This window comes from Nostoc sp. FACHB-190 (assembly GCF_014696905.1).
In the GTDB taxonomy this organism is placed as follows: domain Bacteria; phylum Cyanobacteriota; class Cyanobacteriia; order Cyanobacteriales; family Nostocaceae; genus Nostoc_B.
The window spans coordinates 34182-60613 of the sequence record NZ_JACJQW010000039.1; the positions used below are offsets into that span (position 1 = coordinate 34182).

Annotated in this window: 30 protein-coding genes and 2 pseudogenes; 24 read left to right on the forward strand and 8 right to left on the reverse strand. The window is 42.2% G+C overall.

Translation table 11 applies throughout. The features are described from left to right. Nucleotides 1–11: 11 nt before the first annotated feature. Complete coding sequence (locus H6G28_RS37055; RefSeq protein ID WP_397330342.1) at nucleotides 12–5561, forward strand: RHS repeat-associated core domain-containing protein; 5550 nt, start codon at nucleotides 12–14, stop codon at nucleotides 5559–5561. A 59-nt stretch (nucleotides 5562–5620) separates the two neighbouring features. After that, a complete protein-coding gene (locus H6G28_RS29120; RefSeq protein WP_190676172.1) occupies nucleotides 5621–5962 on the forward strand; it encodes a hypothetical protein in 342 nt (113 codons plus the stop codon). A 290-nt stretch (nucleotides 5963–6252) separates the two neighbouring features. Here the strand turns inward: H6G28_RS29120 and H6G28_RS29125 are convergent, their stop codons facing one another. Next, nucleotides 6253–6633 carry a hypothetical protein gene (locus H6G28_RS29125; RefSeq protein ID WP_190676201.1) on the reverse strand — a complete coding sequence of 127 codons (381 nt, stop codon included), beginning with the start codon at nucleotides 6631–6633 and terminating at the stop codon, nucleotides 6253–6255. A gap of 78 nt (nucleotides 6634–6711) precedes the next feature. Next, the gene (locus H6G28_RS29130) at nucleotides 6712–7053 is read right to left on the reverse strand and encodes a Ycf66 family protein (RefSeq protein ID WP_190676174.1); all 342 of its coding nucleotides are present in this window, start codon (nucleotides 7051–7053) and stop codon (nucleotides 6712–6714) included. A gap of 195 nt (nucleotides 7054–7248) precedes the next feature. Between H6G28_RS29130 and H6G28_RS29135 the strand changes: the two genes are divergently transcribed. After that, nucleotides 7249–7725: a hypothetical protein gene (locus H6G28_RS29135; protein ID WP_190676176.1), complete on the forward strand. Its 477-nt coding sequence runs from the start codon at nucleotides 7249–7251 to the stop codon at nucleotides 7723–7725. A gap of 7 nt (nucleotides 7726–7732) precedes the next feature. On the opposite strand, the gene H6G28_RS29140 is transcribed toward H6G28_RS29135, so the two are convergent. The 3 genes from H6G28_RS29140 to relB all read right to left on the reverse strand — a co-directional run bounded on the left by H6G28_RS29140 (nucleotide 7733) and on the right by relB (nucleotide 11371). Next, a complete protein-coding gene (locus H6G28_RS29140; protein ID WP_190676178.1) occupies nucleotides 7733–9052 on the reverse strand; it encodes a hypothetical protein in 1320 nt (439 codons plus the stop codon). A gap of 109 nt (nucleotides 9053–9161) precedes the next feature. Then, nucleotides 9162–10859 carry a hypothetical protein gene (locus H6G28_RS29145; RefSeq protein ID WP_190676180.1) on the reverse strand — a complete coding sequence of 566 codons (1698 nt, stop codon included), beginning with the start codon at nucleotides 10857–10859 and terminating at the stop codon, nucleotides 9162–9164. Nucleotides 10860–11044: 185 nt separating this feature from the next. Next, nucleotides 11045–11371: a type II toxin-antitoxin system RelB family anti-toxin gene (gene relB, locus H6G28_RS29150; protein ID WP_190676181.1), complete on the reverse strand. Its 327-nt coding sequence runs from the start codon at nucleotides 11369–11371 to the stop codon at nucleotides 11045–11047. Between the two features lie 492 nt (nucleotides 11372–11863). Here relB and H6G28_RS29155 point away from each other — a divergent pair, with 492 nt between their 5' ends. The 9 genes from H6G28_RS29155 to H6G28_RS29195 all read left to right on the forward strand — a co-directional run bounded on the left by H6G28_RS29155 (nucleotide 11864) and on the right by H6G28_RS29195 (nucleotide 16831). Then, on the forward strand, nucleotides 11864–12424 hold the full coding sequence (locus tag H6G28_RS29155; RefSeq protein ID WP_190676183.1) for a hypothetical protein: 561 nt from the start codon (nucleotides 11864–11866) through the stop codon (nucleotides 12422–12424). 89 nt (nucleotides 12425–12513) lie between these two features. Further along, nucleotides 12514–12819 carry a hypothetical protein gene (locus H6G28_RS29160; protein WP_190676185.1) on the forward strand — a complete coding sequence of 102 codons (306 nt, stop codon included), beginning with the start codon at nucleotides 12514–12516 and terminating at the stop codon, nucleotides 12817–12819. 37 nt (nucleotides 12820–12856) lie between these two features. Next, entirely contained in the window at nucleotides 12857–13027 is a 171-nt protein-coding gene (locus H6G28_RS29165) for a hypothetical protein (RefSeq protein ID WP_190676187.1), read from the forward strand. A gap of 234 nt (nucleotides 13028–13261) precedes the next feature. Continuing rightward, nucleotides 13262–13795: an RNA-guided endonuclease IscB gene (gene iscB / locus H6G28_RS29170; RefSeq protein ID WP_190676189.1), complete on the forward strand. Its 534-nt coding sequence runs from the start codon at nucleotides 13262–13264 to the stop codon at nucleotides 13793–13795. Nucleotides 13796–14023: 228 nt separating this feature from the next. After that, nucleotides 14024–14722, forward strand: a complete 699-nt coding sequence (locus tag H6G28_RS29175; RefSeq protein WP_190676191.1) for a hypothetical protein — start codon at nucleotides 14024–14026, stop codon at nucleotides 14720–14722. Between the two features lie 179 nt (nucleotides 14723–14901). Further along, the gene (locus H6G28_RS29180) at nucleotides 14902–15171 is read left to right on the forward strand and encodes a hypothetical protein (RefSeq protein ID WP_190676193.1); all 270 of its coding nucleotides are present in this window, start codon (nucleotides 14902–14904) and stop codon (nucleotides 15169–15171) included. Continuing rightward, nucleotides 15171–16037: a hypothetical protein gene (locus H6G28_RS29185; RefSeq protein ID WP_190676195.1), complete on the forward strand. Its 867-nt coding sequence runs from the start codon at nucleotides 15171–15173 to the stop codon at nucleotides 16035–16037. The genes H6G28_RS29180 and H6G28_RS29185 overlap by 1 nt, the downstream gene beginning before the upstream one ends. A 58-nt stretch (nucleotides 16038–16095) precedes the next feature. Then, nucleotides 16096–16449 (forward strand): hypothetical protein, encoded by a 354-nt coding sequence (locus H6G28_RS29190; RefSeq protein WP_190594516.1) that lies wholly within the window; start codon nucleotides 16096–16098, stop codon nucleotides 16447–16449. Nucleotides 16450–16459: 10 nt separating this feature from the next. Beyond that, nucleotides 16460–16831 carry a hypothetical protein gene (locus tag H6G28_RS29195; RefSeq protein ID WP_190594517.1) on the forward strand — a complete coding sequence of 124 codons (372 nt, stop codon included), beginning with the start codon at nucleotides 16460–16462 and terminating at the stop codon, nucleotides 16829–16831. A gap of 15 nt (nucleotides 16832–16846) precedes the next feature. Here the strand turns inward: H6G28_RS29195 and H6G28_RS29200 are convergent, their stop codons facing one another. The 3 genes and pseudogenes from H6G28_RS29200 to H6G28_RS29210 all read right to left on the reverse strand — a co-directional run bounded on the left by H6G28_RS29200 (nucleotide 16847) and on the right by H6G28_RS29210 (nucleotide 17912). Then, nucleotides 16847–17221: a hypothetical protein gene (locus tag H6G28_RS29200; RefSeq protein WP_190594518.1), complete on the reverse strand. Its 375-nt coding sequence runs from the start codon at nucleotides 17219–17221 to the stop codon at nucleotides 16847–16849. Continuing rightward, nucleotides 17218–17529 (reverse strand): annotated as a pseudogene (locus H6G28_RS29205) (DUF5674 family protein); the annotation flags it as partial. The pseudogene H6G28_RS29205 and the gene H6G28_RS29200, both read right to left, overlap by 4 nt. 74 nt (nucleotides 17530–17603) lie before the next feature. Continuing rightward, the gene (locus H6G28_RS29210) at nucleotides 17604–17912 is read right to left on the reverse strand and encodes a hypothetical protein (RefSeq protein WP_242048675.1); all 309 of its coding nucleotides are present in this window, start codon (nucleotides 17910–17912) and stop codon (nucleotides 17604–17606) included. Between the two features lie 281 nt (nucleotides 17913–18193). Between H6G28_RS29210 and H6G28_RS29215 the strand changes: the two genes are divergently transcribed. From H6G28_RS29215 to H6G28_RS29270, 12 genes and pseudogenes are all read left to right on the forward strand, one after another. Beyond that, complete coding sequence (locus H6G28_RS29215) at nucleotides 18194–18412, forward strand: hypothetical protein (RefSeq protein WP_190594520.1); 219 nt, start codon at nucleotides 18194–18196, stop codon at nucleotides 18410–18412. A 184-nt stretch (nucleotides 18413–18596) separates the two neighbouring features. Continuing rightward, a complete protein-coding gene (locus tag H6G28_RS29220) occupies nucleotides 18597–19013 on the forward strand; it encodes a hypothetical protein (protein ID WP_190594521.1) in 417 nt (138 codons plus the stop codon). Continuing rightward, entirely contained in the window at nucleotides 19006–19719 is a 714-nt protein-coding gene (locus tag H6G28_RS29225; RefSeq protein WP_190594522.1) for a hypothetical protein, read from the forward strand. The genes H6G28_RS29220 and H6G28_RS29225 overlap by 8 nt, the downstream gene beginning before the upstream one ends. Before the next feature lie 146 nt (nucleotides 19720–19865). Continuing rightward, nucleotides 19866–20036, forward strand: coding sequence for a hypothetical protein (locus H6G28_RS29230; RefSeq protein WP_190594523.1), 171 nt, complete (start codon nucleotides 19866–19868; stop codon nucleotides 20034–20036). 7 nt (nucleotides 20037–20043) lie between these two features. Next, the gene (locus H6G28_RS29235; protein ID WP_190594524.1) at nucleotides 20044–20454 is read left to right on the forward strand and encodes a hypothetical protein; all 411 of its coding nucleotides are present in this window, start codon (nucleotides 20044–20046) and stop codon (nucleotides 20452–20454) included. 252 nt (nucleotides 20455–20706) lie between these two features. Beyond that, on the forward strand, nucleotides 20707–21423 hold the full coding sequence (locus tag H6G28_RS29240) for a hypothetical protein (protein WP_190594525.1): 717 nt from the start codon (nucleotides 20707–20709) through the stop codon (nucleotides 21421–21423). A 24-nt stretch (nucleotides 21424–21447) separates the two neighbouring features. Continuing rightward, a pseudogene (locus H6G28_RS29245) lies at nucleotides 21448–21882 on the forward strand (four helix bundle protein). 71 nt (nucleotides 21883–21953) lie between these two features. Continuing rightward, complete coding sequence (locus H6G28_RS29250) at nucleotides 21954–23774, forward strand: hypothetical protein (protein WP_190594526.1); 1821 nt, start codon at nucleotides 21954–21956, stop codon at nucleotides 23772–23774. A gap of 18 nt (nucleotides 23775–23792) precedes the next feature. Further along, the gene (locus H6G28_RS29255) at nucleotides 23793–24476 is read left to right on the forward strand and encodes a hypothetical protein (protein ID WP_190594527.1); all 684 of its coding nucleotides are present in this window, start codon (nucleotides 23793–23795) and stop codon (nucleotides 24474–24476) included. A gap of 67 nt (nucleotides 24477–24543) precedes the next feature. After that, a complete protein-coding gene (locus tag H6G28_RS29260; protein ID WP_190594528.1) occupies nucleotides 24544–25197 on the forward strand; it encodes a hypothetical protein in 654 nt (217 codons plus the stop codon). Between the two features lie 147 nt (nucleotides 25198–25344). After that, entirely contained in the window at nucleotides 25345–25860 is a 516-nt protein-coding gene (locus H6G28_RS29265) for a hypothetical protein (protein WP_190594529.1), read from the forward strand. Between the two features lie 191 nt (nucleotides 25861–26051). Continuing rightward, nucleotides 26052–26267, forward strand: coding sequence for a hypothetical protein (locus H6G28_RS29270; RefSeq protein ID WP_190594530.1), 216 nt, complete (start codon nucleotides 26052–26054; stop codon nucleotides 26265–26267). Nucleotides 26268–26432 lie beyond the last annotated feature (165 nt).

Sequence of the window (26432 nt, forward strand, 5' to 3'; positions counted from 1 at the left end):
ACGCTCCCAGTATTACGTCTACTCCCGTTTACGTCGCTAATACTGGCAGTGCTTACCAATACCAAGTGCAAGCAACTGACCCAGATGCAGGCGATCGCCTAACGTACCAACTTCTCTCTGTCCCTGCTGGTGTTACTGGTATTACTATTGACTCGACCACTGGGTTGTTGACTTGGAATAACCCTGTTGCTGGTAATTACAGGATTGTCGTTGGGGCAGTTGATGATGGTGGATTGGGGGCTGCACAGGGGTTCAACTTGACTGCACGGGTGAATAATGCTCCCTTTATTCGGTCTAATCCTGTGTTAACTGCTACTCCGGGGAGTGCTTATGCTTATGATGTGATAGCCGCAGATGTGGATGGCGATCGCCTCACCTATACCCTCGACCAAGCATCCCGTGACAAAGGCATCACACTTGATATACTAGGCAGACTGCGCTGGAATCCGACCGTTAGCAATATTGGCACACACCGCATTGTGTTGACTGTCAGCGATGGTATCGTGTCCACTCCGCAGGAATACGATTTAGCGGTGGCGGCTGATACTGAAGCACCACTAGTTAGGCTGATAGCTAATTATGACACGGTTAATCAAGGTGAGACAGTCATCTTCCAGGCTAAAGCCACTGATAATATTCGGGTTGCTGGTTTGCAACTGCTGGTCAATGGAAATGCTGTGGTACTTGATACCAATGGGATGGCGAGATTTACGCCAACCACAGCCGGGACAATCTTTGCTCAAGCGATCGCAACAGATACAGCAGGGAATATCGGGCAGGCAACATTCGATGTGGCAGTAATTGATACCAGTGACTTGAATGCACCTGAAGTCAGTTTGAATTTGGGTGCGATCGCCGGTAGTTTAGTCACAGCACCGATTGATATTAGGGGGTCGATTTCCGATGATGGGCAGTTAGATTATTACCGCCTACTAGTTGCGCCTGTTGCTGGTGGCGAGTTTAGGGAAATATTATTTGTCGATAACCCTAGTGCGATTGCTAACGGTGTTCTCGGAAAATTCGACCCGTCCTTGTTGCAGAATGACAGCTATATTCTCAGGCTGGAAGTGGCTGACAACGGCGGTAATATTTCGTACTCCGAGGAAGTGGTGGATGTTGCTGGGGAACTGAAACTGGGGAATTTTAGGCTGTCGTTTACTGACTTGACTGTTCCTGTGACTGGTATACCCATTACTCTCACTCGCACCTATGACACGCTCACTTCGGGTATTACTGATGACTTTGGGTATGGGTGGCGGATGGAGTTTAGGGATACTGATTTACGGACTAGTTTGCGATCGCCGAGTGAGGAGGAGCAACTACTGGGCTACCAGTCGGCGTTTAAGGATGGAACACGGGTTTATATTACTTTACCTGGAGGAAAACGAGAAGCCTTTACTTTCCGTCCTACTGTTGACCCGATATTTGGATTGGCGAGTGCGATCGGTGGTGTTAATAGTACAGTTTACAAACCTGCGTTTGTTGGTGACAAAGGCGTTACCAGCACCCTCACTGTGAAGAGTGCGCGGATTCTGCGGAAGGATGGGACTGATGAGTATGTTGGTTTGAACGGTGGTCTAAATTACAATCCGGCTGATGTTAATTTCGGTAACGTGTACGTGCTTACTACGAAAGAAGGCATAGTTTACGAAATTGACGCGCAGACTGGTGATTTGTTGACTGTCACTGATACTAATGGTAATAAGCTGACGTATACGGATGACGGTATCTACAGTTCCAGTGGTAAGCAGGTTACTTTCGAGAGAGATGCTCAGGGGCGGATTGCTGCGGTTAAAGACCCAATGGGTGAACTCATTCGGTACACCTACGATGCGAAGGGCGATTTGGTGAGTGTTACCGACCGTGAAGGTAATACTACCAAAATGGAGTACAACCAACAGCGATCGCACTACCTGGACAAAATCATTGATCCACTCAACCGGTCTGGTATCCGCAATGAGTACGGTGATGACGGACGGTTGAAGGAGATTGTGGATGTTAACGGTCAGAAGGTGGAAATGTCCTATGACCCCAGCAATTCCAGACAGACTGTACTAGACCAACTTGGTCATGCCACTATCTACGAATACGATACTCGTGGCAATATTCTCACTGAAATTGACGCTGAGGGTCAGATTACCAAACGTAAGTATGATGATGACAATAATGTTCTGGAAGAAACCGTTATCTCAGATCGTTCTGGCCCAAATGGTTTTACAACAAAATATACTTACGACAACAAGAATAATTTATTGACTCAAGAAGATGCGCTAGGTAATGTTACTCGTAATACCTATGGTGCTTACAGTCGCTTGTTGACACAGACTGATGCCTTGGGGCGTACTAGTATCAACGTGTACGACAGTTATGGAAACTTGAGTGCTAGTAAAGATGCACTTGGTAAGGTCACAAGCTACGGCTATGACGGCGATGGTCAGCTAACTTCAGTCACAGATGCCAATAAGCAGACTACCCGTTTTGACTATGACTCAAACGGCAACGTTACACAAGTAACAGATGCTTTGGGCAATGTCACCAAATACACTTACAACCGTAATGGTGACAAGCTGACCGAGACAAGATACATGACTCTGGCTAACGGCCAAGTACGGGAGCTATTAACAAGGTGGACGTATGATGATAACGGTCGCATGAGGACTATGACCGATGCTGAAAATCATACAACTACTTACGAATACGACGCTAACGGTAAGCAGATTGCTATAATTGATGCGCTTCAGCACCGGACTGAATATAAGTACAACGAGAGGGGTGAACTGGTAGAAACTATTTATGCAGACAACACTCCTGATAATCCATTTGATAACTTGCGAGATATCAGTCGCTACGATGCAGCTGGGCGCACGATAGCCACCATTGATAAAGCTGGAAGAGAAACGCGCTTTGTTTACGATGATGTCGGTCGATTGTTTGAAACTATTGTTCCAGACAACACGCCAAGTAATTGGGATGATAATCCTAGAACTCGGATTGAGTATTACACAGATGGCTTGGTTAAGGCGCAAATTGATGAGAGGGGTAATAGAACCGAGTTCCGCTATGATGCGGCAGGGCGGCAGATTGAAGTTATTTATGCCGACGATACACCAAATACTTTAAATGACAATCCCCGCACTACTTATAAATATGACAAAGCAGGGCAGCGAATTGCCCAAACAGATGCTTTCAATCATACTACTACGTTTAAGTATGATGATCTAGGACGGTTGACCAGAACTGAGTTTAACGATAAAACGTACACTACCAGCGAATACGACAACTTAGGTCGGCGCATTGCAATGACTGACCAGAATGACAAGCGGACTGAATATCGCTATGATACGCTGGGTCGCCTAACTGGAGTGAAGAATGCGCTTCAGGATTGGACTGAGTATAGTTATAACGAAGTTGGTAATCTGATTTGGATAGAGGATGCTAACGATCATCGCACTGAGTATGAATATGACGGTGTTGGTCGTCGCACAGCAGTAATCTTGCCAATGGATCAGCGTTCCGATAGTGTTTATGATGCAGTTGGCAACCTGAAGACGTACACGGATTTTAACCGTAATACCATAACCTACAGTTACAATCCCATGAACTGGATGACCTCGAAGCAGTTCCAGGATGGATCGAAAGTAACGTATGCTTATACAACAGTAGGATTACAAGACATTATCACTTTTGTTGATGCAAATGGTCAAACTACTGCAACTTACGATTATGATTACGATGAGCGCGATCGCCTCGTCAAGCGCACAGATAATATTGCTGGCGTGAGCCGCAGTATTAGTTATACCTACGATGCTGCAAGTAATCGCACTTCAGTTACTACTGCATCCGGTACAGTTAACTACACATTTGATGTTCGCAACCGCCTTGACCAAGTAATTGAAGATGGATCTGTTACAGCAGATTATGACTATGATGCAGTAAGTAATCTGGTGCGTACCACTTTTGCCAATGGTACGCAAGAGATTCGTCAATATGACGACCTCTATCACCTCAAATATCTAGAAAATCGTAAGGGTGATACTGTTTTCTCAAGCTATACCTACACACTGGACAAAGTGGGCAATCGTACTAAAGTTGTAGAACATAATGGACGTACTGTTGATTATGCTTACGATGCTTTATATAGGTTGACTCAAGAGAAAATCACTGATGCAGTTAACGGCGATCACATCTACGATTACACATTCGATAAGGTAGGCAATCGCCTTACTAAGAATGAAACTGTCAACGGTACTACAACTATTACTAACTACGCCTACGATGCCAATGACCGACTGTTAAATGAGACAGTGAATCAACAGGTAGTTGTTAATTATACTTACGATCATAATGGCAATACCTTAACCAAGACCGAAAATGGCATTACAACTGAATACACCTGGGATTACGAAAATCAGTTGATTGCTGCAAGGGTAAAAGATGCCAACGGCGCAACACAACAATCAATGCAGTATCGGTATAACGACAGTGGTATTCGGGTTACATCAACGGTTAATGGAGTTGAAACCCGGTATCTGATTGATGAAATGCAACCGTATGCACAGGTTTTAGAAGAATATTCTCCTAATAGTTCTGTGCAGGTGGAGTATGTTTATGGCAATGACTTGATTGCTCAGGAACAGAGTAACAGCCGCACTTTCTACCATGTTGATGGCTTGGGTAGTACGCGGGTGTTGACTAATGAGCAAGGTACTGTTGTTAATACTTACGATTATGAGGCTTACGGTAAATTAATCAACTCTACTGGTGGGGTAGAGAATAAATACCTGTTTGCTGGAGAACAGTTCGATCAAGCCTTGGGAGATTATTACAATCGGGCAAGGTATTATGATGCCGATACTGGAAGATTTACACGAAAAGATGATTATGAGGGAAGAATTGCTGAGGTATTAACACTACATAAATATATTTATGCCCATAACAATCCGGTAAATAGTGTCGATCCAACTGGCTTATTTACAATGGGTGAAATGGCTGCTGCTGATACAATTCGTAACGTTTTGGCAGGAATGCAAACTGATAATGGTGGAAAACTTGTATTAGCAACTCTAAGAGGAGACTATACCCCAGGAGATTTTCTTGAAGACAGTGCTATTGCTATTGGGCTATTGCTTGCTGCTCCTGTAATTTATGGTTCATTAATTGTATCGTCTAATTTTATAGCAAGGTACGCCAATTCATTAAGCCGTCTTACTAGCAAGACTTTATCAAGTAGAGGACTAATTCGGATTGGTACTTGTGATGAATGCGCTCAAGTCTTAAAGGCAGAACTGACTAAATATAATATTCCAGGAAGACATATTCGCCTAGAAACAACTGCTGGTAAAAAAGGTGTATTTGGTAGGATTGCTTATGGAGATATAGAAGAACCAATTTCAACTGATGGTTTTCATGAAGCAATTGTTGTTAGGATGGGTAATAAGGATATCGTTTATGATAATCTTAACCCTAAAGGTATAGCTTATGAAGAATGGATGAGTAAATTTGAAGTTTTTCCAGGCAACGGAAATAGGTTAGAAATAGTGAGAAATGAACCATTTTCTTAATAAAATCATCTCCACTTTCTTGCACAATCAACATTACGAAAAATAAAAGGAGTTTAAAAGTGAATTTTTATGAACTTTTACAAGAAATTAAAAGAAGACCAGCTTTATATTTAAGTAGGAAAAGCATTTTTGATTTTCACTCATTTCTTCAAGGTTATGAAATAGCACGAATAAATCTTGGATTTACTAAAACTGAAGAGGAAATAGAGTTTGATGATTTTTTAGAGTGGCTAAGAGAAATCTGTCCTGTTAAAACACATCATACATGGGCCAATTTAATACTGTTTTACTCAGCAGATGAACGCGATGCTTTGGATAAATTATTTGCATTGTTTGATGATTACCAAGCACAAGAGCATAATGAAACTGAAAATGATGACGGGTCAAAAGAGGAGAAATGAGATGTCTGCTTGTGATATTTAAATCCGCACCACTAACCACACTTAAGTGATTTAAGTTATACTAAATGGTTAATCATCAAGCGATTTTATACTTATACACAAATCTTTTAGGTGTAAGTGTAAGTACAAGTATCTTTTTACTTCAACAAATAATAAGGATTATTACCCACAACCGCACTTCACTAGCATCTCTTCTACTGCCACAAAACCCCACTGCGGACACTTCGCCACCAGTTTCTTGATCACAATCCGCACTCGCTGGGTCGTCCGCCCAACATTCCATTAGAAAATCATCCCCTGGATTTTCGCGCAGTTGTTTTGCCATCTTCAATCACCGGACACCGCCGCATCATCTCCGCAATCGCAACCGCCTCCCCATCCGGCGTATACACGATCTCACCCGACATCGCAATCACAATCCTGTTTTTCCTCGCCCACTCAAACCAAGCGATCGCTCCAGGCTTGTCCTGCTGCACCTCCGGCTTCCTCCCCTCCTTACAAGCAGCCACAAACACGGCTTCGGGTGATTTAACCTCTTTCCAAGTCCGCAATGCTTCTTTCAAATAGGCGATCGCCCCTGGCACATTTTCCCAGTACCGCTTGGCCGTACGCTGAATCTCTGTATTGAGCCGAAACTGGGGTGTACAGGGTATTTTTCGTAACTGTTGCAATACAAACGCTACTTCTGTTGACTGGGCGAATTGATTTTCCCCTTAGCTTGGAAGCATAATTATTTGTCTATTATCACTTTATCTAATTCTCAAAATTAGATTGAATATAATATCTCTAAAGCTTAGATAAATAATTAGCAATAATAAAAAAAACTGCTGAAATTGCATAACTGGGTCTAAACGCCAACCCTGAATCATTAATATTATCCCAGATATCAAAATTACAATAGGTACTGCTATTCCTTGGATAACATAAATTACTAAAGCTGAGTTTGTTAGAGAATTTTTTCTTGAAACAAGCCATCCTATCATCAAAATTAAATAAATGATTGCTACCCCTATATACGACAACGCAATTAACTTAATTTCAATCAAACCAGATGTTTTTACTCCAATAGTAACCTGAGCTAAATTTAGCATTTGTAAATTCCTATTTTTTTATGAAGTATCATTGTAGCCGAGTAAACAATTAACTTAAAAGAGTTAAAACCCTGAAAATATTACATGGCGAAACTATTCTTCTCAAAATGACTTTACATATAGTTAACATCCAGCCAACTGTCAAAATTTAATAAAATATAAGTTACTCAGTCAATTTTGAAGGATAAATTAACTGTGTGGTTCTGGAAAAAAGACTCCGTTGAATACGAGATATTCAAAAAATATGAACGAGCGTTAGTCAGTCTTAGCGTTAACTTTTCACTTGAAGAAGTTCAAAACGCTTTAGAAGGCTGCACTTACGGGTTAGAGGATGCACTCAGAAGAACAATTGAGTATGTGCTGTGGTTGCAAAGGAATGGAAAGCAATATTTTCCAAACGCAATTTTGGCTAGTGCTTTACGGGAGCAATGGAAACCAAAAGCATGGCGTGATGAATACCTGGAACTACCAAATCTAGAATCGCCGGGTCAGAGGTGGTGGAATTCAGCAGCTAAAATGTGGGGTTACGATGTCCGCAATCGCCTCGTTGCTGATGTTTTTTATGATGAAGGCACAGAGTTTATCAAATTCACTAACGGCAAAGAAATCACGGTAGAGACAGCATGGCGTTGGGAGTGGGAACGATTGCTGAAATATGCCACTAATCGATAGCTGCTTGCTACTCATCCCACCTCAGCAGCACCCCATCCGCCGCCACAAGCCCCCATTGCGGACACTTCACCACCAGTTTCTTAATCACAATCCTCAAAGCAGGGTCATCTGCCCAGCATTCCATCAGAAAATCATCCCCTGGATTTTCACATAATAGTTCTGCCATCTTCAGTTTTTCCATACGCCAAGGCCGAGCCTTAGAACGCTCAACGACTGCTTCATAAGACCATTTTTCAGGATCAGAGTCAGCTGCCACAGCACAAACACCTTCTCTGCGAGACGCTGCGCGAACAGAATGGGCTTTTGGTTCCTGTGCTGGTAAATTCGACTCGGCAGGGGCGGCGGAAATTGTGTCTTCATGATTGGTTCCCGGCTCATCACCCAATTCCTGGTTCTTTTCTACCAAGGAAGCAGATTGACTCGGTTGAGCTTGGTTCTGGGACTGACTGAGATTTTCAAAATTTATAGCGACGGGCGCGGCGGAAAATTTGTCTTCATGAGGAGTGATCGCATCCTTACCCAAATCCTCGTTTTTTACAGACAACGAAGCGGATTGACTCGGCACAGCTTCTACAAGCGTCAGCGTCGTGCAGTCCGTTACCGCAGGTAACTCTTTCTCTTCTTCCACGCCAAGGACAGTTTGAGGCGATGCACCCCCCAAGGGTGCGATCGCCGTCTCATCAACACACAAATTTTTGTTTTGCGTGGAAGAACCAACTACCTTACCAACAACCTTAGTTGGTTGTTGGTAGGTAGTTAAGGGGTAGTTAGAAACGTTGTTAGGTTTCTGGAACCCTTGCAATTCCTCACTTTTTTGACCATTTTTTTGGAAATGATCCAAATCAGCTTGGATTTGTTTCACTTCGGGGTGGTTTTGGTTCCTCCTGGTGTGGTTGATTTCCTTCCCGGTATGGACAGCTTTCTCGTCACAAGAATTGGTTTCACCGGACGTAGACGATTCCCAGTAAAAGCGATTGTAATAACCGTGCAAGTTACGGACACGGTAGCCAATCAGCCCAGGTCTACCAGATGGTAATCGGCCAAACACTTCCTCATACTGGAACAAGCCCTGAGCCGTCAACGCTGCACCTGCCTTTTGTAGCGACTTATAGGTGAGATTCGTATCCAGCTTGTGAGCAGACCCACCAAATTGTTCTGCTGCAACTGAGTCCAACCATAGCTGCTGCACACAGGGCGGTTGCTGTCTTATCCAGTTAATGTCCTCAATCGAGATTTTGCAGTGAGGTCGAATCGGTTTTTCTTCTGTGGGTTGTTTGTGGTTGCCTTTATTTTGGCCACCTTTGATTGCCTTTAATGCTGTAGTCATATTTTCTCCTAAATTTAAGCATGACAATACGAGCGACATAGTTGCAATGCCGCTTTGTGAATTCAAAATGCAAAATTAAAAATGCAAAGTTAATTTTGAATTTTGAATTTTAAATTTTGAATTGATTGGTTGTTTCTTGCCAGAACCTCAACTCGTTCTTGAAATAGCGATCAGTCTTCTTGGGTTTGTCTTGCCAATGCTTCCAAGCTACCCAGACTTCATCACCCATGTCTTCAATAACTTCACCTTTAGCGTTGTACAAAGCACAGTAAATGTCGGCATGGGCGACGATAGAACCCAGCCCAATCACTTCGTCATCAGAAGAACCAGACTCGGTAACAGTTTCTTCAGGAACCATTGGTTCCGTAATTTGAGAAGATGCGGTTTTTTCGAGGGCAGTGATTAACTCTGCTTCTTGTGGGGTTAACTCTGCCCAGTAGTCGGCTTTGATAACCTCATACTCTGTAGCCACTTCTAAATAGTCCCACCAACTACATCCAGGCTTGGCAAGCACAGCCCGAATATCGCTTACTGCTTGGGGTAGTAGTTGTAGCTGTTCGGCTCGATATGCGATCGCTTGCGGGGTTGGCTCACTCCCTAAAATTAACGCCGCAGCTTGCAGAGCTTGGGTGTTGTTCATAGCACTGGCCAGATTACCCAAAGCTATACCCATGAGCCGTAAGCACTCTTGGGCGTTTTCCTTGGGTGGTTCTTCGGCAAGCGATCGCAGGTCAATAAGAGGCATGGGGGCAGGGTGCAGGGTGACAAGGGGACGTTTTTCTCCCTTACTCCCTGCTCCCTGCCCCTTTTCCTTTCTTGTAGGGCGTTCTTCTACAGCACGTTCCAATTCTTGAATACGCCCTTTTAGACGATGATTTTCAAGTTCTAACTGCCTCAAGCCTTCCAACTCGTTCATGCGTTGCTGTAGCTGGATGTTTTCTTGTTTCTGTTGCTGAAACAGGTTTTGTAAAGCGGTCAGTTGTTCTTGTACCTGTTGCTGGGCTTGGGTAGTTGCTTCTGACAATAACCCAATCCTCAAATCCTGTTCCAGCCGTTCCAATTCCTGTTGGTGCTGCTGTTTGAGTTGGGCGATCGCTTCGGCGTACTCTTTGGGGTAAGTTCTTTCGGTGCTAAATGACTCAATTGCGCTATTACTCAAATCGGCATTGTTCACCAGTTCTCTCTCACCATCCTCAAAGGTGACAATCTGCTGTTTGGGGTTCGGTGCGTCTGCTTCAATGGTTCCTTGTTCACCAAAACGGAGGTGTGCTGGTGAGGTAACTTTGACTGTGTTGGTTTTAAGAACCATTGGTTCCTGATTTTGGTGAACCACTGGTTCTACAATTTTAGGAACCACTGGTTCCTGAGTTTTTTGCCGTGGCAGTCGAGGAACCACAATGTTCGCCGCAGATGCAAAGTCTGATTCACTGGGGGTAGGGTTTTCAGAAAGTGCGATCGCAACAGCAGCCTTTAGCTTGTCTGGTTCTTTGACCAAACGTAGCAGTGAACGGGCTTGACGCTCATTTTTGATGTGTTCGCCCAATTCATCGGCTGTATCTTTAACTTTTTTAGCCCCTAACAGTTGGTTAATGCGTCGGTATCCACCCCAAGCGGATAACTCAGCTTGGCAGTATTCCTCAAAAGTTTTGTAGCCAGCTTCACGATACAGTTGTTGATCTCGCATTTCGAGAATTTCATCAACTGCTTGCCATTCAAATCTGTTAATGGCAGTGAACGTTTCTTTAATGCTGCTGTTGAGAAGGCTGTAGCTGGTTGCTGATGTTTGTTCGCGGTCTAGTGTCAGCATGATTATTGCCCACGCTTGGTAAATGCACAAAAAAAGACAGAAAATGCAATTCAACCAAAGTGAACACTGATACTGATCGTCAGGTTTAACTAAAACTGTGTCAGCATTATATTTAGCTCACTTTGTTGCCCAACAATCTGAGTAAGCGATCGCATAGCTTGGTCGGCGGCGGTCGCTCTCAATTTTTAGGCTGCTTTCAGTAGATCAAGTTCAGAAGTTTTATCCGATATTCTTTTGTTACTGTGAGATCCGTCTTTTGCTAAAGGAGGATTTAAAGCAATCCCTTTGTCAATTGCTAATTTCTTTGGTGGCTCACCCTCCTCAAGTAAGTCTCCAGGCTTGCAATCAAGAGCTTCACAAAATCTGGCTGCCGCTTCTAAGGTTAGGGACTTAACCTTATTTTGTTCAATTTTTTGGATGAACTGAGGACTATACCCAGTTTTTCTAGCTAGGTCGTTTTGAGAAAGGCCAGCAGCCTCTCGCAATTTTTTTAATGCAATAAACACAATCATCCTCTCCAAATAATGCTCCTATTATAAGGGGTACTACCAATGGTTGTAAACACATAGGGCTTACACCTATTGGTATTTAAAAAGCTTATGTACAACCAATAGTAGTATTACAAATCTCTATCAGAAAGCAACTACTACCTTATTGACTACTACCAATAGAAGTACTAATATTAAGGGTATAGAGCAAAGCAAATTACCAGCAATTAAACAGCTAAAGAGTTTGCAACCATAGCTCCTTGAACCTTGAAAACTTCATTACAACCAAGACTCCACCACAAACAAGAGCCATCAATAGTTGAGCTTTTGCAAACATCTGTGTCTATCTTGGTAATACTCAAATACCACTGGGTTTGAGTTTTAATACGGCTACGCCAAATTTTGATGAGTGCGTTGTGCTAAACCACAACGTTAGTTTGTAAAAAGTCAAAGGCGATCGCCCCTGTCTGGTAAACAAAGCGATCGCCCTTTATCCAAGTGAATGGAGATTCTATTATGACGCATATAACTCATACACAGCAAGAATATTGTGTTGATGAGCAAACCTCAGCACAAGCAGAATTTTACAACCACCTCGAAGCCCAAGCCCAAACTATCGCCCCAACCGCAGACCCCCTAACATCTCGTGACCGTCGCATCATTGCCGAGATTATCCAAGTAGACCCCGAATCCGTCCGCACTATCTGGATAGAAGGTGGTATCACCGTATGGGTGCAATTGGTGAATGGTGGACGACTACCATTCGACCGCAACTGGTTCGCCAAAAGAGTTGCAGAAGTTAAAGCCACCCTACCCGAAACCCCCAGAGAACGCAACGATCGTCTGAGCGAAGAATTAGAAACCGCTTGTCAGAAATACGGTTTAACTCACGGAGAGATTGACTGGCTTTCCTTCAGCACTACTCTATACTTCAACCGCCAGCGTGTAGGCTTCCTTGGCTGCAACCTTGAAGGCAAATGGTACAGCAGGTGCAGTCAGTTGGGGGGCAGTCGCACGGCTATCGATATTGATGTGGCGATTGCATTATTAGGGGTTAGACAAGCAGTAGCAGCTTAGTACCAAACGTAGAAAAGGCGATTGCTGTTCACTCAACAGCGATCGCCAATACAACGAAAACGATAGAAAAATCATGGCACGAAATAGCTATGTCATTCGTTCAAGATCCCGACTGGGGTGAATGCTGCGAACCGATACTTTTACCCCCGAATCATCCAAACGCAGAGTTAATTGAAATTCCTGGTTACACGCTGGTTTACTGCAACGGGTTTCGCCCGAAAATCTACCGCGTTTACAAGGGTGAATCAATGCTGGGTTTGGTTTTTCAACACATCACGCATTGGACAAACGAAGTAGACGAGAACCATTACACCAAACCGTTGAACGCAGCAGTGGCACTCGATGATTTCCTTCTGGCTGCAAGTATGGCTGATGACAAAAACATTGCAGCGTAATTAAGGCTAATTAACCTCTATCAAAAAGGTACTACAAATGGCTAAATCACGTAAGAATGCCTCTGATTTAACTGCTGCAAATTTACTGCATTCCCTCCGTTGTTGTGGTGGTTCTGTTCCGTTGTACAACATCAAATTTTCTAGAGAAGTAATTCAAGCACTCGTAGATCGGGAATTGGTGGAAGTTACGAACACTGGCTGTCAATGACCCGCCGCTAAATCTTTGCAGATTCTAGTGGGGGCTTGTAAAAGCCTACATTGACCAGCTCACCTACGGGTAAACGATATTACGGTCACGACACCCCAGGATGCGTGCCAGTTCTGGGCAACTGTCGCTCAAAATTAAACAGCAAGGACGGGAACCAAGCAGTGTTTTGAGCCGAACAAGCCATGATATCTGGGCGAGGCAAACTTTACTACCGCAAGGTAAGAGGTAACAGTAATGTACGTTTTCGTCTTAGATAAAAACAAGCAACCACTTGACCCGTGCCATCCAGCAAGGGCAAGGGAGTTATTGCAGAAGGGAAGGGCTGCGGTCTATAAACGTTATCCATTTACGATTCTTATCAAGGATAGAGTTTTAGAAAAATCAGTCACACATCCACATCGGGTAAAAATTGACCCAGGTAGCCGCACCACAGGAATGACTATACTGCAAGAAAATACCGCCAGATGTGTATTTGCTTGTGAGATAACCCATCGTGGGTTTCAAATTAGAGAAGCACTTCTATCAAGAAGGCAGTTAAGAGGTTCCAGGCGATCGCGTAAAACACGTTATCGCAAAGCGCGATTTCTCAATAGAACTCGTCCCAGTGGTTGGCTACCACCATCATTGCAATCTCGGATTGAGAATATTTTGACTTGGGTAAATAAATTATGGTTTGCTGCTGCTGTAACTGTTGTACTGCTTCTGGGGGTAAGCCTGTTAGTCGAGCGATCGCAGTTATTTCATCAACAGAACAACTGCTATTTATAAAACAGTCACCTTGGTTTACACAGAAAAAGCGATCGCTGTACAAAGAGCGATCGCTACTTAAATAATTGAGGAGTTTTGACAAGCAATAGGTTGTTAAGACTGTAATACGTTTAAGTTTGATTAGGACTGCGGTGTTAACCCCCTCACTTAGACTAAAAAAGAAATTGTTGATTGCTCGTAGCTGTTACAAAATATTCCTTGTCCAGTTCGCTTAATTTAAATAGCAAAATGACCCTAAGATTTTATAGCCAATTTGCCAAACAGTATTTGCAGGAATTACTTTCAGGATTTGGAAATGTAGAGGTTAGTCCAGAACAAATAGAACATGAGCAAGAACAAGCAATTGTTCTGTTTTTTCCTAATTCGGGATTCGTCCTGTCAAATTCCGAGTTAGGATTACTTGCCAGAATTGCTCAAAGCGATTGTGCTTTAAATGTTTATTGTGACCTAATTGATGAAGATGAAGTATTGAATTGCATTCGCAAACTCTTTAGTGTTTTAGCACTGTTGCAGTCTCAGGCTAAACAAAATAATCTACCTTTAGAGGAAGATAAACTGCCAAGTTCACGCATTTTAGTTCCATCAGCTTCTATAGATTTGCTTGATGGTTTTGGTGGTCGCTTAAAAGAAGATTGGCCTTGTGGCATATACTTTTTGCCACCCATCTATAGAACAGCGATAGTGGCAATTGACTCTTTACCGATTACACCCGATACTCTTTGGCTCCGGCTTTTAGGTAAAGGAGAAATACAACGCCAAGCTATATGTGAATTATTGGCATTACCAGAAAATAACGTATTTAGACAAAATATTCTTGACCTAATCAGTCATTGGTATAACGCCATAATTCAAAGCTTAGATAATTTAACTCCAGATGAGCAAGAATTAATCGCTAATTTATCACTAATTTTTGATGGGAAAGCCTAGAAGCTCTAACGATTTATAGTTGGAAACAGCTACAATAATAAATTATAGATTACTATGCTAGTTTCTCAAATTCCAAATATTCTAATATCTGATGTTGTACTAGCATAAATTAATCAGCCTTATTCATAACCTATAATAGCCGCTTTGCTAATAATTTTTGAACATTTGAAATTAGACTAATGGAAATCAAAACTATTTCTGTAACCTATCACCGAAAATTTAATCTGGGTGATTTTGAATCAGTAGAAGTAGGCTGCTCATTATGGGGTCAAATAGACCCAGAAGAAGACGCAGATGGAGCAACACAGTTTCTTTTTGAACAAGCCAAGGAATCTGTAAAAAAAGCAGCAATGCCATTAATTAAGGCATCATCACATCAAATGAACAAAGCTCGAATGTACAAACAACCCGTTAAAGAAACAACTACTGATGAACTGGAGAAATTCTAATGAACACTGAAATCAAACTAGGCTTAGGTAATCCACCACTTCCTATTTACCTGTATGTCAACAAATTAGAAATTGATGGTCAAGCTTATGCTTGGTATAACTATGATGTTAGTCTTGATAAAAAGACTCCAGTAGCCGAAAGAGCATTAACAGGTTATTTGAGCGAGTTAAGGTTGACTGGTAAAGATTTCAAAGGCAAGGACAATATTAAATTAGATATTGTTGTCTTTGCAGATGATTTATATATCGTCAGAAGCGGAATTGAGACTAATTTTACTAAGTCTTTCTTACTCGCCGCATCAATTGTAGAAGACTTCTCTAGACCTCTAACAATTGTTGCTAATCCCGGAGAGGAAAACGTCGTGTTCTGCGGGTTATATGATGCTTTAACCAAGACCAAAATCCGTAGAGATTGGGACGCTAATGCCGATTGGGCAGGACTATTACAGCAGATTCAATCAAGATTATTCACCCGTCCTAAATATGATTTAGACGAGGATGAACGAGATCGCTCCGTTGTACAACAGCCTGCTCCAACACCGACAAAACCAGCTGCGATACATCCCCAAGATTTACGGGTCAAACAAGTCCGCACTTTGACAAATTACCCTATTGATCTAATCAAAGAATGGTTGCAATTTCAGGATGCTTCGGCTCCCAGTCAACTGAGTGTGGCTGTGGTCGATAAGCTGGTGAGGGACATTTGCTTGTCGTGGGCTGCTGACAAGGTTGATTCAAATCATGCCACCAGTTCGTATCAGCAGCAGGTGTTAGGAGCGATCGCTTCTGGTACTGATGAAATTCAAGCTATTCAAGCATGGATGAATTATGTTGTGGGGCAAAGAGCAACTGTTAGCTCTCGCTAATTCTAGTTTTTTATAAGACAGCTGTTGCTGTCTTATTTTTTTCTTTATAGGAGTAAGTATGAACAACCGCAATCAAAAGTTAACCCAGGAATATCTAGCGAAGTACGACGAACCAAGCCTGATTGTGATTCGATATCGCTACATCAAACGTTCAAGAGCAAGAGATGTTGTTGAAAACGCATTGCTATCAGTAGGTATTGTTTGCCTGTTAAGCACAGTATTTTTGGGAATTGGTGCTTTAGGTTGTTGGGGATTTGAAATTATCGGAGCTAATTCGAGTTCTAGCATTATCAGTCACTATAACTGGCAAGCTCGGAAGAACATTTGTTTAGGTGGGATGTTGGTATGTATTTCGGGAGTTTTAGGTAGTGCTTTGTTGAATGGATGCCTGGATTTTGATGGAACCCAATAGGAGAGCCAAAATGTTAAAGCTTAAATATCTAAACCTTTTTATGGCTGCTTGTGGAGCAATTGTATTAGTCATTGGTAGCATTATCGGTATTAAAGGAGTAATCAAGGGAGAAGGTGCAAAGACTTGGTTTGCAGCTATATCTTTCATGCTAGGTGGAACTGCATTACAAGCAGCCGCCCTCAACCGTTTTTTCAAATATCAAGTCGATGAAGAGATCGACAGAACTAGAGAGCAAAGGCTTCAAGCAATACCAAAACCTTGCAGAGGGTGTCGCAATTTTCATGGTCTGGAATATGGAGGGGTGCAGATTGTATGTGCAATTCATCCACAAGGAGTAGAGGAGAGTACTTGCCCAGATCACGAAAAGTTCAGCAAGCCTTAATTGATTACCCTAACATTAAGCATTTAGTGGTTCTGGTTCTGTATCAGCTATTTCCAAAACCCGATGCAACCAATCCCCAGTTGCAACAGCCGCAGCTTGTTTTTGTTGGGCATCAGACCATATTTCGTCCCAATGGAATAACCAATTAGTCAGTAAACGAACTAAATCAACCAATTCACAAGCCCGGTCAATGTCATCCGCTTTCACCATGTCAGGTACAGTCCACTCAATAAAATACCGACTTTCTTTTACCAGAGGCAGCATTAAATCCTTTGATGAGTTTTGAGTCCAGAAAGACTGAATTTGCGACAAGTGACTTGCCAAATGATGTAAGCGGGTGGAAACATCATCTTTCATGAAGAGTTGTTGCTCTGGTGTTGGCTCGATCATAAATCTCCCAGAAACTCGTTAATCAGTTGAGCGACTCTTTCCCTAATGTTGGGGTCAAGTATTTCCATTTTACGATTCTGGCGTGGGCGGAGGTTGACCATCGACTCGTAAATAATTCTTCCCGTGCTAGGCATAAAACTAGCAGCCCAAATATCTTGCTGCCTACTACCATCTTTCAACAACTCTTTTTCACAATCAGCGTGCAGATCACCACCACCAGCTAATACTCGACGCTCAATATCTACTGCCGTTTTAATGTAGAACTTGTGTTCTTCGAGCATTTGCTCAATTTGTTCGGGTGTGGCGCGATCTCATAACAGTAAAATCAATCAGTTATCCTCGCTCAGGTTCATGCTTTCCACTTCGATTACTATCTCCTTAGCTATTCATGAAATTGTTCTCCAAGTTGCAGATGCTTGAGCAAAGCGATGGCTAACTCCAACACAGAATTTTGGTTCCAAGAAGGAATTTGGTCAAGCACATACTGGATAACAGCTTCAGGTGGTTCATCGGGAAGTGAACCAACTCGCAGCAAAGCATCGTTGGTACTTCTAATCATGCGCTCTAATTTTTCTGGTCTACTGCTACCGGGCAAAGTATCGAGTAAAGCTAGGACTTCATCTTTGAGTGAAACATTTTGATAACCAGAGCGTGGCATAGAAAATAAATTATCTAATAAGCAGTTGGGCATAAGTCAGAATCAAGAACTTTACCTAAAACGAATCGCTCCAGCAGTAGCTCGTTTAGCTTTCTGTATTTGATACAGAATTAATAGCGGGTGTAGCTCTACTTTCTTGTAGAAACTGACTCTTGAGTTCTGTGTTTTCATCATACTGTACAAGAAGAGTATTTCTAAACAACTACTTATTTACTGGATTAGTACAGTATTATTAATATAATTAGTTAGCCAAATTTTTTAGAGCTTTGTCTTGAGGAATATCAGACAAATAAGACAAAGGAGAAAAAAGAAAAATGAACCTCCTAGACTTCTTAAATAAATGGGCGGGTAACGACACAGAAACCGAGCAAAAACTTAAAGGAATGTTGTCCACATTTTTTGAGCGTGACCCACGCACAATTCGTAATTGGGTAAATAATACACCTCAATATGTCCGTTGGAACTTAAAAAGGTTAGATAAAGAGTGGGAGCAATTAGGCAGAATTAACTACGCCATTTTTTTTGAGGAATAGCGGAAATTTTTGTCACGAAATTGTCACGATTTTTTCCAGCCTGCTGATGGCAGGTTTTTTATTATAAAAGAGCAAGGTCAATTAACAGTTAACAAACTGTTTGTTAACTGTGAAAGTAATATCAATTTGACACGGATATTGACACGGGTATTGACCAACTTAATTTGACTATTGACTACCTAGAATGAATCAATCATGGAGAGAAGCACTTTTTAATCAAGAAAACACAGATTCTGCATTAAATCCCCTAGTTTTACCCATGACGAATGCCAAATCTTTGAGAATTTTGGGCATTTGCTATCGAACTTGGGGACGTTGGGAAGAAGTAGCAGAAACGATAGCTCAGTATAAACTGGCACAAATACAGATGAAGAACTTTGCAGAACAATACAGCCTCAGAGCGTCACCAATTCTTCCTTACCAAGTTTGGGTAGTGGGAAAAGTCGGAGAAATCTTTGATGGTTTAGCTCAAGGAACAAATAAATTGAATCTAGCTAAAGCAATTGTGGCGACAAATAAAGCCCAGTACAGCCGCAAAGAGTTTGAAGTCGAACAAATTAGATTTACAAAACCGTTAACAGGAGATTTACAAAATGTCTAACAAAGATACATTCACCCGCCAAGAATTATTTGAGTTATTAAGTGCCAGTTATCCTTCAGAGAAAATCCTTGCTGGGTTGCAAGAGTTGGCTAAAACAGACCCAAGTATTGATCCAGACGGCGAAGAGTTTGATGTGGAGGTGAGCGATCGCTTAGAGAGGCTGTTCAACCTAGCGCAGAAAACCCTAGATCAATCGAAGCTATTGGGAGGTGGTAGTAATTTGGCGAATATACAGACCCAAGCCATAGAAAGTGTAAGCGAACAATTGCAGATTGAAGGAGTCAGCCGCGAAACGTTCAAAGCGTTCTTGGACATTGTGGCAGGTAAGGCTGTAGCTAAAGCATTAGCTGTTCATCAATTTGAACAAGAACTATTCAACCAAATCAAGAGTGAGCTTGATGTTGAGAGTTTACAGCAACAAACACAAGCGGGATTGGAGGAAGTAGCATTTATCTATCAGTTAGCGAAGAACCCCGAAATCAGACAACGTATCACTCAAGACTACGGACTGAAAACTGCCCAAGAAATTAGACAAGAAGTTCAAACGCTCACCAATAGTGCGACCTCTGGTTTTGACCCGAAAGCATTTTTGGATGAAATAGGAGTCCCAACACCCGAAAAAAAGTCTACTCAACCAACAACGATTCAGGACATGAAAAATTTGACACGCTCTTTGTTGAGCAAACAACTCCAATCCCCAGCTTAATACAGAAATTATTTCAACAAAATTGGTTGGGCTTCTCAATTATTTTCTTTATGGTGTGTGTTGGATTGTCTGTTTACATTCGTGTGACTAATGCACCAAACCAGACAAGTACAGAACAAATTCAAGTTAGACAGTAAGAGGTACTCATGTGTCTAGAACGTGAAATATTAAATGCTGTCGGTTTTGAAACTCCTCAACTCGAACCAGAAGGTGTGGTGAATCAGGCTGAAGAAATAGTAGTCAAGGACGAACCAATCGCAAATACTATCGACAATTTCAGCAAACTGCTGGATGAATACGCCCCAGTTTCAAACTAATTTGGTAATGAAATACCAGAAACAAGCTTTATTGGGATTACTGGGAATGGGGTTAATCATTAGTCCTTGGTTGTCCCAACTGCCAGCGCAATTCAAAACTTACAACAGTGGCATCACCATCAGAGAATCAGAAGAACTAGAACGCATTAAAGCCGAGCAAAGGGCAGCGACCGCCGACAAAATTAATGAACTGGGAGTGATGCCCTCTTTCAAGAAGTTGCGAATCAACGATTATTTGGACTCCAAACGATTTAACCCCAGACCTAACACTACAGGTTATTTAGAAGATGAAATCGTTTTTGTTTATGACTCAACTGGTAAATGTGTTGGACGGATTGAACAAAGGCAGTGGAAATGGAAATATCGATTTAAAAATGCCTGTAAAAATTCGCCACTGTATCAAGATTCTTCTAATTGATTTACCGATTTGTGCTGTTAAAAAGAGAGCAGGGGAAGCAGGGGAAGATGAGGAGCAGGGGGCAAGGGCGGCAGGGGAGGAATAGATTGTAAATTATTTTCTTGTTCTTTTCTCTCCCCCTGCTTAACCTTGGCGTTAATGTAATAGCTCATCAAATATTTCCTACAGTCTCAATGAATCAATGTTTTTTATTCAATTTAATTGCTTACGTTTTAGAGCAAAAAATCCTTCACTTTATCGAAAACTTTTAGTATGAAATACCTCACTCCAAAAGATACTAATTCACAATCCAACCGGGAGCCATACCCACAAACCCAGACAAAAAAAAATGGCAGTGACATTTTAGAACTATTAGCTCAATGGATTGTGACTCTGGTATCATTGCCAGTCCTGTTTGTTTCGTATATTGTTGCTCAATTTGTCACTCCCGGCACATCTGGTTATAAGCTAGTTGGGGCAATCGGTTTTTGGATTGGCACATTACTTTCAACTGATAGTATTTGGCAGGTTTTATTTCAAGGAAAACCGATTTTCCCCTGGTTTGAACCCGAATGGATTGGTTGGATAGGTTGGCTACAACTGCCATTTAATGTTTTGTTTTGGATTAGTTTTGGCATCTCTGCACTCGTGCAAGTGATGGAAGCTAAGACTCTGCGCGGTAAAGATCCGGCTAGTGCCAAAAATGAGTTTGAGGAATCAAAACAATACACACTCGGCACTAAACCCACCGGAAATATCGATCTAACAGTTGCTTTGTGGGGCGATTATAAGCGGGCCGGCATGAAAGAGCGTTACGCAGGTGGATTGATTGCTTTATTTTTCTGGTTTTTAGATATCACTACCACATTCGTTGGGAGATGGCCTTTTAAATACACCAATCCACTCATAGTCCTGGCTTGCATTGTTTACAACATTGTGTCAATGGCAGCAGGAGAAATTGGTTACAGCATTTGGAAACTTACTAAATAGGGAGGGGAGCAGGGAGCAGGGGAGATGGAAAAACAACCTATTAAAAGTCACGAAGATTTAGAAGTTTATAAACTGGCGTTTGATGTAGCTATGCGAATTTTTGAGCTTTCTAAAACTTTCCCAGTTGAGGAAAGATACTCATTAACTGATCAAATTCGGAGATCATCACGTTCTGTTTGTGCAAACATGGCGGAGGCATGGAGAACAAGAGGCAAGGGGGCAGGGGGCAGGGAGCAAGGGAAACAACTTTCAAATCTCCCCCTGCTCCCTGCTCCCAATCTCCCCTGCCTATAAAGTGAGGCAGAAGCCGCAGAAACCCAGACATGGTTGAAGTTTGCTGTCAAATGTAATTACCTCAATGCTGAAGCAGCTAGAGAGCTTTACTCTACATATAACCGAATTCTCAGCATTCTAGTCACCATCATTAACAATCCATCACCTTGGATTATAAAACGTTAATTACTCCCCCCTGCACCCTGCACCCTGCCCCCCTGCAACCCACACGATAAGACTTCACTAGGACAAGAAAAATGGAATCACCCATACCAATGCTTGGAACTCAAGAAACGGCACAATTACGTGGCGATTATCCCAGCATTGAGTATTTGGAAGCTGGTAACATCGCCTCTTGGTTGCAAGAACGCCAAGACCAGTTGTTAGTTCGGGCAACAGACGAACGCAATGAAATGAATCTCGCTAAGTTCATCACCTTGGCCACATCTGCGGTTGGTGCGGTTTGCTATGCCACATCTCCCCTTGCTCCTATTGGTGCGGTTGTTGCCGGAGTTGGTTATCTCTGGTCAATTGTCCAAGACTTAAACGATACTCATCAATTTGCACCGATTCCATTCATTCGTGGCGACTTCCTCAGTTTCCTTTCGGCTATGGGTGATAGTGTTGCCAGGGAAGAATATTTTGCTAACCAAAATGAGCTTGCCGAGTTAATGCTGCACTTAGAGCCAATGGAGAAATACGAGTTCGCCATGCTCAAGCAATGTTCTCATGTTGTGTGCGAATACCTGAATGCCGTTGAGCCTGGAAAAAGATTTTATGCCTACCGTTGGTTGTTGGACTGGTTTATTCAACTTAAAGGGCAGTTCCCTACTACTGAGCAGCTATCTGGGCATTTGGCGCAAGTTACTATCGACCCCAGAGTGAACTATCAACAAGTTACAGCAATTCAGCAAGCAACCAAGCCCCAGAATTTAGGTATCCCTCCTGCGCGGTTTACGCAGTTACCAACTCCAGTCTCTCAAACAACACAAGCATTAACACCACAAATTAATCAGGATGAGATTTATCCTGTGCATTCGGGAGCATCCGCTTCCTCCACCATAGATCACATTATTAATACTGAAATTTCCACTTACACAAAATCTCCCCATGCTGAATATGACTTAATCGCTCACATCGCCAGAAAAGTTACGAATATGCTGTGGGTTGGTGTCCCTGGTTCCGGCAAGGGCATCACCATTAGCAATGCCATCGATGCCATCAAGCGGCTACATCCTGGCATACATATCTTTTATATTGACCCCAAAGGTGACGAAAAAGAAACTGGTTACTTCAATGGTCGTGTTGATACCCTCAAACGCGCCAAGATTGTTGAAATGTCTCCAGCCGAAGCCGTCAGTTGGGTCAAAGAATGCTTTACCGAGTTCCAGAAAATCTCCGGCCCAAAGCTGATCATTCTCGATGAAGGCACGGCTGTTTGTTCCAAGTTCAAAAATGCCAAGGGTGAAATTGGTTGGCTCAAGGACAAAATCATTTCTTACTGTTCTTGCGGTGATAGCTCTGGCTGGCATTTCTGGATTGTCGTTCAAAATCCCCACACCGACGACTTGGGTGTTTCTGGGGGTTTGCGATCTCAGTTAACCTCAGTGGCGTTGGTTTCTCCAGATAATGTCCCGGCTTACAGTGCCATGATCGCCACACAGTTAATTCCGAGCGATCGCAAGATTACTTCCACTCAAGTAATGCAGATTGCACAGAGTTCGCCTGTAGGTCGAGCCGTTTATTACGGCGGTATCAATGAATGGTTTCCTATGCCCCAATTGAAAAACTTCTCTGGGTATGACCGCGACACTAACAAGTTTATTGATTCTACACCAAGCAATAAACAATCTTTTGAGGCTGAAACTAATTCATCAGGGACACCAAAAAGCCAAGCTCAACATCTGTTAGCTCTTTTAGAGAAAACTACAGCATCAACAATTGATGAGTTTATCCAAAATGAATTGAACTTAGAAGGAATTCCACCAGAATTAATGCGCTTGGGAATTGAACGATTGCTTCAAAATTCGCCACTCAAATATAAATTCGACGGTAGCTTGAACAGTAATCAAAACTAACATTTTCAGGAGAGCAATATGCAATCAGTTCTTAACCTTTCGCTCCCTCTTAAACACAACTTGCTCATTGGTGCGCCTTGTGCTGGCAAAGATGTTTTTGCTAATCAGTCCATCAAAAGTATCAAGCAACAACGACCAAACCTCAAGGTTTATGTAATCGACATCAAAGCCTATTCCAGCAAAAGCCAATACTCTTCTTGCGCTGACATTTTGTGGATTCAGGACTCTTCTGCTGTCGTCACAGATTCGGATGTAGAAAAATTTGTGGCGTGGATACGGCACTGTTTTACTGAATTTGAGTCTCTCGAAGGTGAAAAATTACTTGTTTTACCAGAGAGTACGTTGATCTTTCACTTTTTTGGTCAAAACAGAAACAACAGAACTTGGTTGGCGAATAAAATCATCAATTATTTGTGCTTAGGGAATGCGGCGGGTATCTATATTTGGTTGCTTGGATCAAGTTTCTTCGCCAGCGAAACGGGAATTAGCCGACAGTTTTGGGTGTCCTTCAATCCAGTTTTGATTGTTCACAAGGATAATCTTGCTCTTTACAACTATCTTCTGGGTACAGATTTTCTTCCCAAAGATTGCAGGCTGAGTGCGGAGAGAATTAGAGCGATCGCATCCCAGTCACCCGTGGGTAGGGCTGTTTACCACGATGGTCAGTGGTTGCCAATGCCGGAGCTTGCTCTTGCCCAGTAACAGAGAAGAGCATCAATCAGCAGTTGTTGATGCTCTATTTTTTTCAATTTATAATTCAACCAACCTTATGCAAGAACAAAATCAAAATAATCATCCACTCAGCCCTTTTTCTAGGGTTGCCAATAGCATTGTGAAGCTGATTAATAGTATTTCTCAAAGCTTTCAACTTCAAGAGCGTGAACTTTTAATTCGGAAACAATGGGTAAATAATCTGGAAACCAGCAATTTGCTGAAAGAACAACAAGAATTTATCAATCAAGCTAATCAACGGATGCCCATACTGCTAACATCAAAGTCAAGATTAATAATTTTGGAAGCAATACTGGTTGCTCATGCCAGAGATGGACAGCCTATAGATGACGTGGTTACAGCAATTGAGGTATTGAGAAAGAATATCCTAGAATTAGATACTTCATCGAATGTCAACTTACAAAACCAGCCCCCCGTCCACCATCAACCCAAAGACCCAGTAATTACACATCGTCATCAATACGATTTCCCTATTTTGAGCGAAGTTGGTGGCTTAATTACTGATGCTCGGAACCTAATATTACTTGTCCCTTTGATTGCTGCTTTCTCTGCTTTAATTTTACCCATCACTAATCCCAGGCTTTGTAATTCATGGGAGAATTCTAGCGGTACTTATGAAAATAAAAGTTTGTATTGTCAATTTGTTAATAAGTTGAATAGCTTATTTTCTGATTATCAAAAAATGGAATAATCCACTCCATCAACACCCTGGAAACACAAGCTCTTCATCGGGGTTTCAACAGTGTGTTTGAGGCTGGTGGTGAAGGTCAGAAACTTCGGTGTGGGGGCGGTTGTTTCCAGGGCTTTGACAATTCGCAGTTAAGAACCAGGAGTTGCCATGAAATTTAAAAAATTCAATGGATGTGCCAAGTGGCAAGAAATTTCAGACTTGTTTGTATCTCTCAAGTCTGAGGCTCTTGGAACATTAAAAAGTAGTTCTCGAACAATTTGCGGGAAGGAGGTGTCCATTCAAGTTGAACCTCACCGAAGAGAACCCAATTGGAGAAGAATTTGGTTGGCTGTAAATGGATCAAAGGTTAGCGAAAGAGAGATTTTGCATTTAGTCGAAAACAAAATCGAAGACGAAGAACATGTGCTTGATAATCGTCTTGAACAGCAATTTAACGCTTTCGCATTGGAGGCTGGAATCGCTTTAGAGGTGGTAGCACCAGAACATTTTGACGACTCAGAAAAAACTTATTTCGTCGTTCCCCGTCACCCTGGTACTTATCACCTTGATGATGGTAGTATTGATTGCTACATTGCCATCAATTCTACTGTTGATCAGTATGCCTTTGGTGATTCGCCAGAAGAAGCATTATGCGGATTATCGACAAACCCATGCAAAGTTTAAGTTAAACAGCCCAGTATGCAGCGATCGCCTCAAAGGATGATCCGAGATATTCCGAGAAATCGAAGTTTTAGCCTTTTCCGACCAACTCCAGGTTTGTTGCTTTAATGTTGGGATAGACAATCAAAAACTATTTAATCAAAATACTTACTATTAACCAATCAAAAAATCAAGTTAACTCTCCAATTTTAGAATTGGAAAACCCGAAAGAAAAGCTAGAACGTGAACTAAGCAAGCCTGAACTAATCCATTACTATTACCAGCGATTGGCTCTAATTCAAAACCCACATCTCCGCGCCAACCCCAACACCAAAGATTTCCCAGAAGTAAAAACAGACCCACAAAAGTTTGCTGCTTTTGACCTCGCCGTAGAGCTTCATCGGGCTGGCAGTTGCCCGTGGGTTGGGTGAAGGATGTTAGACAGGGTATTTGCCCTTGCATCTTGTTGGAATTGCCCCGAACTTACCTGAATCAGCAAGAAGGCTCACACCTACCCGATAGGGAGGTGTTGAGATGAATTGCGAGTGAGTCGAGTTGCGTAGTCTTGACGATTTTGAGCGTAGCGAAAACAGGAA

Bases quoted from the DNA above. Each gene is read 5' to 3' on its own strand.
- H6G28_RS29130 (WP_190676174.1), bottom strand. From the start codon at position 7,053: ATGCTAAATTTAGCTCAGGTTACTATTGGAGTAAAAACATCTGGTTTG.
- H6G28_RS29140 (WP_190676178.1), bottom strand. From the start codon at position 9,052: ATGACTACAGCATTAAAGGCAATCAAAGGTGGCCAAAATAAAGGCAAC.
- H6G28_RS29145 (WP_190676180.1), bottom strand. From the start codon at position 10,859: ATGCTGACACTAGACCGCGAACAAACATCAGCAACCAGCTACAGCCTT.
- relB (WP_190676181.1), bottom strand. From the start codon at position 11,371: ATGATTGTGTTTATTGCATTAAAAAAATTGCGAGAGGCTGCTGGCCTT.
- H6G28_RS29155 (WP_190676183.1), top strand. From the start codon at position 11,864: ATGACGCATATAACTCATACACAGCAAGAATATTGTGTTGATGAGCAA.
- H6G28_RS29160 (WP_190676185.1), top strand. From the start codon at position 12,514: ATGTCATTCGTTCAAGATCCCGACTGGGGTGAATGCTGCGAACCGATA.
- H6G28_RS29165 (WP_190676187.1), top strand. From the start codon at position 12,857: ATGGCTAAATCACGTAAGAATGCCTCTGATTTAACTGCTGCAAATTTA.
- iscB (WP_190676189.1), top strand. From the start codon at position 13,262: ATGTACGTTTTCGTCTTAGATAAAAACAAGCAACCACTTGACCCGTGC.
- H6G28_RS29175 (WP_190676191.1), top strand. From the start codon at position 14,024: ATGACCCTAAGATTTTATAGCCAATTTGCCAAACAGTATTTGCAGGAA.
- H6G28_RS29180 (WP_190676193.1), top strand. From the start codon at position 14,902: ATGGAAATCAAAACTATTTCTGTAACCTATCACCGAAAATTTAATCTG.
- H6G28_RS29185 (WP_190676195.1), top strand. From the start codon at position 15,171: ATGAACACTGAAATCAAACTAGGCTTAGGTAATCCACCACTTCCTATT.
- H6G28_RS29190 (WP_190594516.1), top strand. From the start codon at position 16,096: ATGAACAACCGCAATCAAAAGTTAACCCAGGAATATCTAGCGAAGTAC.
- H6G28_RS29195 (WP_190594517.1), top strand. From the start codon at position 16,460: ATGTTAAAGCTTAAATATCTAAACCTTTTTATGGCTGCTTGTGGAGCA.
- H6G28_RS29200 (WP_190594518.1), bottom strand. From the start codon at position 17,221: ATGATCGAGCCAACACCAGAGCAACAACTCTTCATGAAAGATGATGTT.
- H6G28_RS29210 (WP_242048675.1), bottom strand. From the start codon at position 17,912: ATGCCCAACTGCTTATTAGATAATTTATTTTCTATGCCACGCTCTGGT.
- H6G28_RS29215 (WP_190594520.1), top strand. From the start codon at position 18,194: ATGAACCTCCTAGACTTCTTAAATAAATGGGCGGGTAACGACACAGAA.
- H6G28_RS29220 (WP_190594521.1), top strand. From the start codon at position 18,597: ATGAATCAATCATGGAGAGAAGCACTTTTTAATCAAGAAAACACAGAT.
- H6G28_RS29225 (WP_190594522.1), top strand. From the start codon at position 19,006: ATGTCTAACAAAGATACATTCACCCGCCAAGAATTATTTGAGTTATTA.
- H6G28_RS29230 (WP_190594523.1), top strand. From the start codon at position 19,866: ATGTGTCTAGAACGTGAAATATTAAATGCTGTCGGTTTTGAAACTCCT.
- H6G28_RS29235 (WP_190594524.1), top strand. From the start codon at position 20,044: ATGAAATACCAGAAACAAGCTTTATTGGGATTACTGGGAATGGGGTTA.
- H6G28_RS29240 (WP_190594525.1), top strand. From the start codon at position 20,707: ATGAAATACCTCACTCCAAAAGATACTAATTCACAATCCAACCGGGAG.
- H6G28_RS29250 (WP_190594526.1), top strand. From the start codon at position 21,954: ATGGAATCACCCATACCAATGCTTGGAACTCAAGAAACGGCACAATTA.
- H6G28_RS29255 (WP_190594527.1), top strand. From the start codon at position 23,793: ATGCAATCAGTTCTTAACCTTTCGCTCCCTCTTAAACACAACTTGCTC.
- H6G28_RS29260 (WP_190594528.1), top strand. From the start codon at position 24,544: ATGCAAGAACAAAATCAAAATAATCATCCACTCAGCCCTTTTTCTAGG.
- H6G28_RS29265 (WP_190594529.1), top strand. From the start codon at position 25,345: ATGAAATTTAAAAAATTCAATGGATGTGCCAAGTGGCAAGAAATTTCA.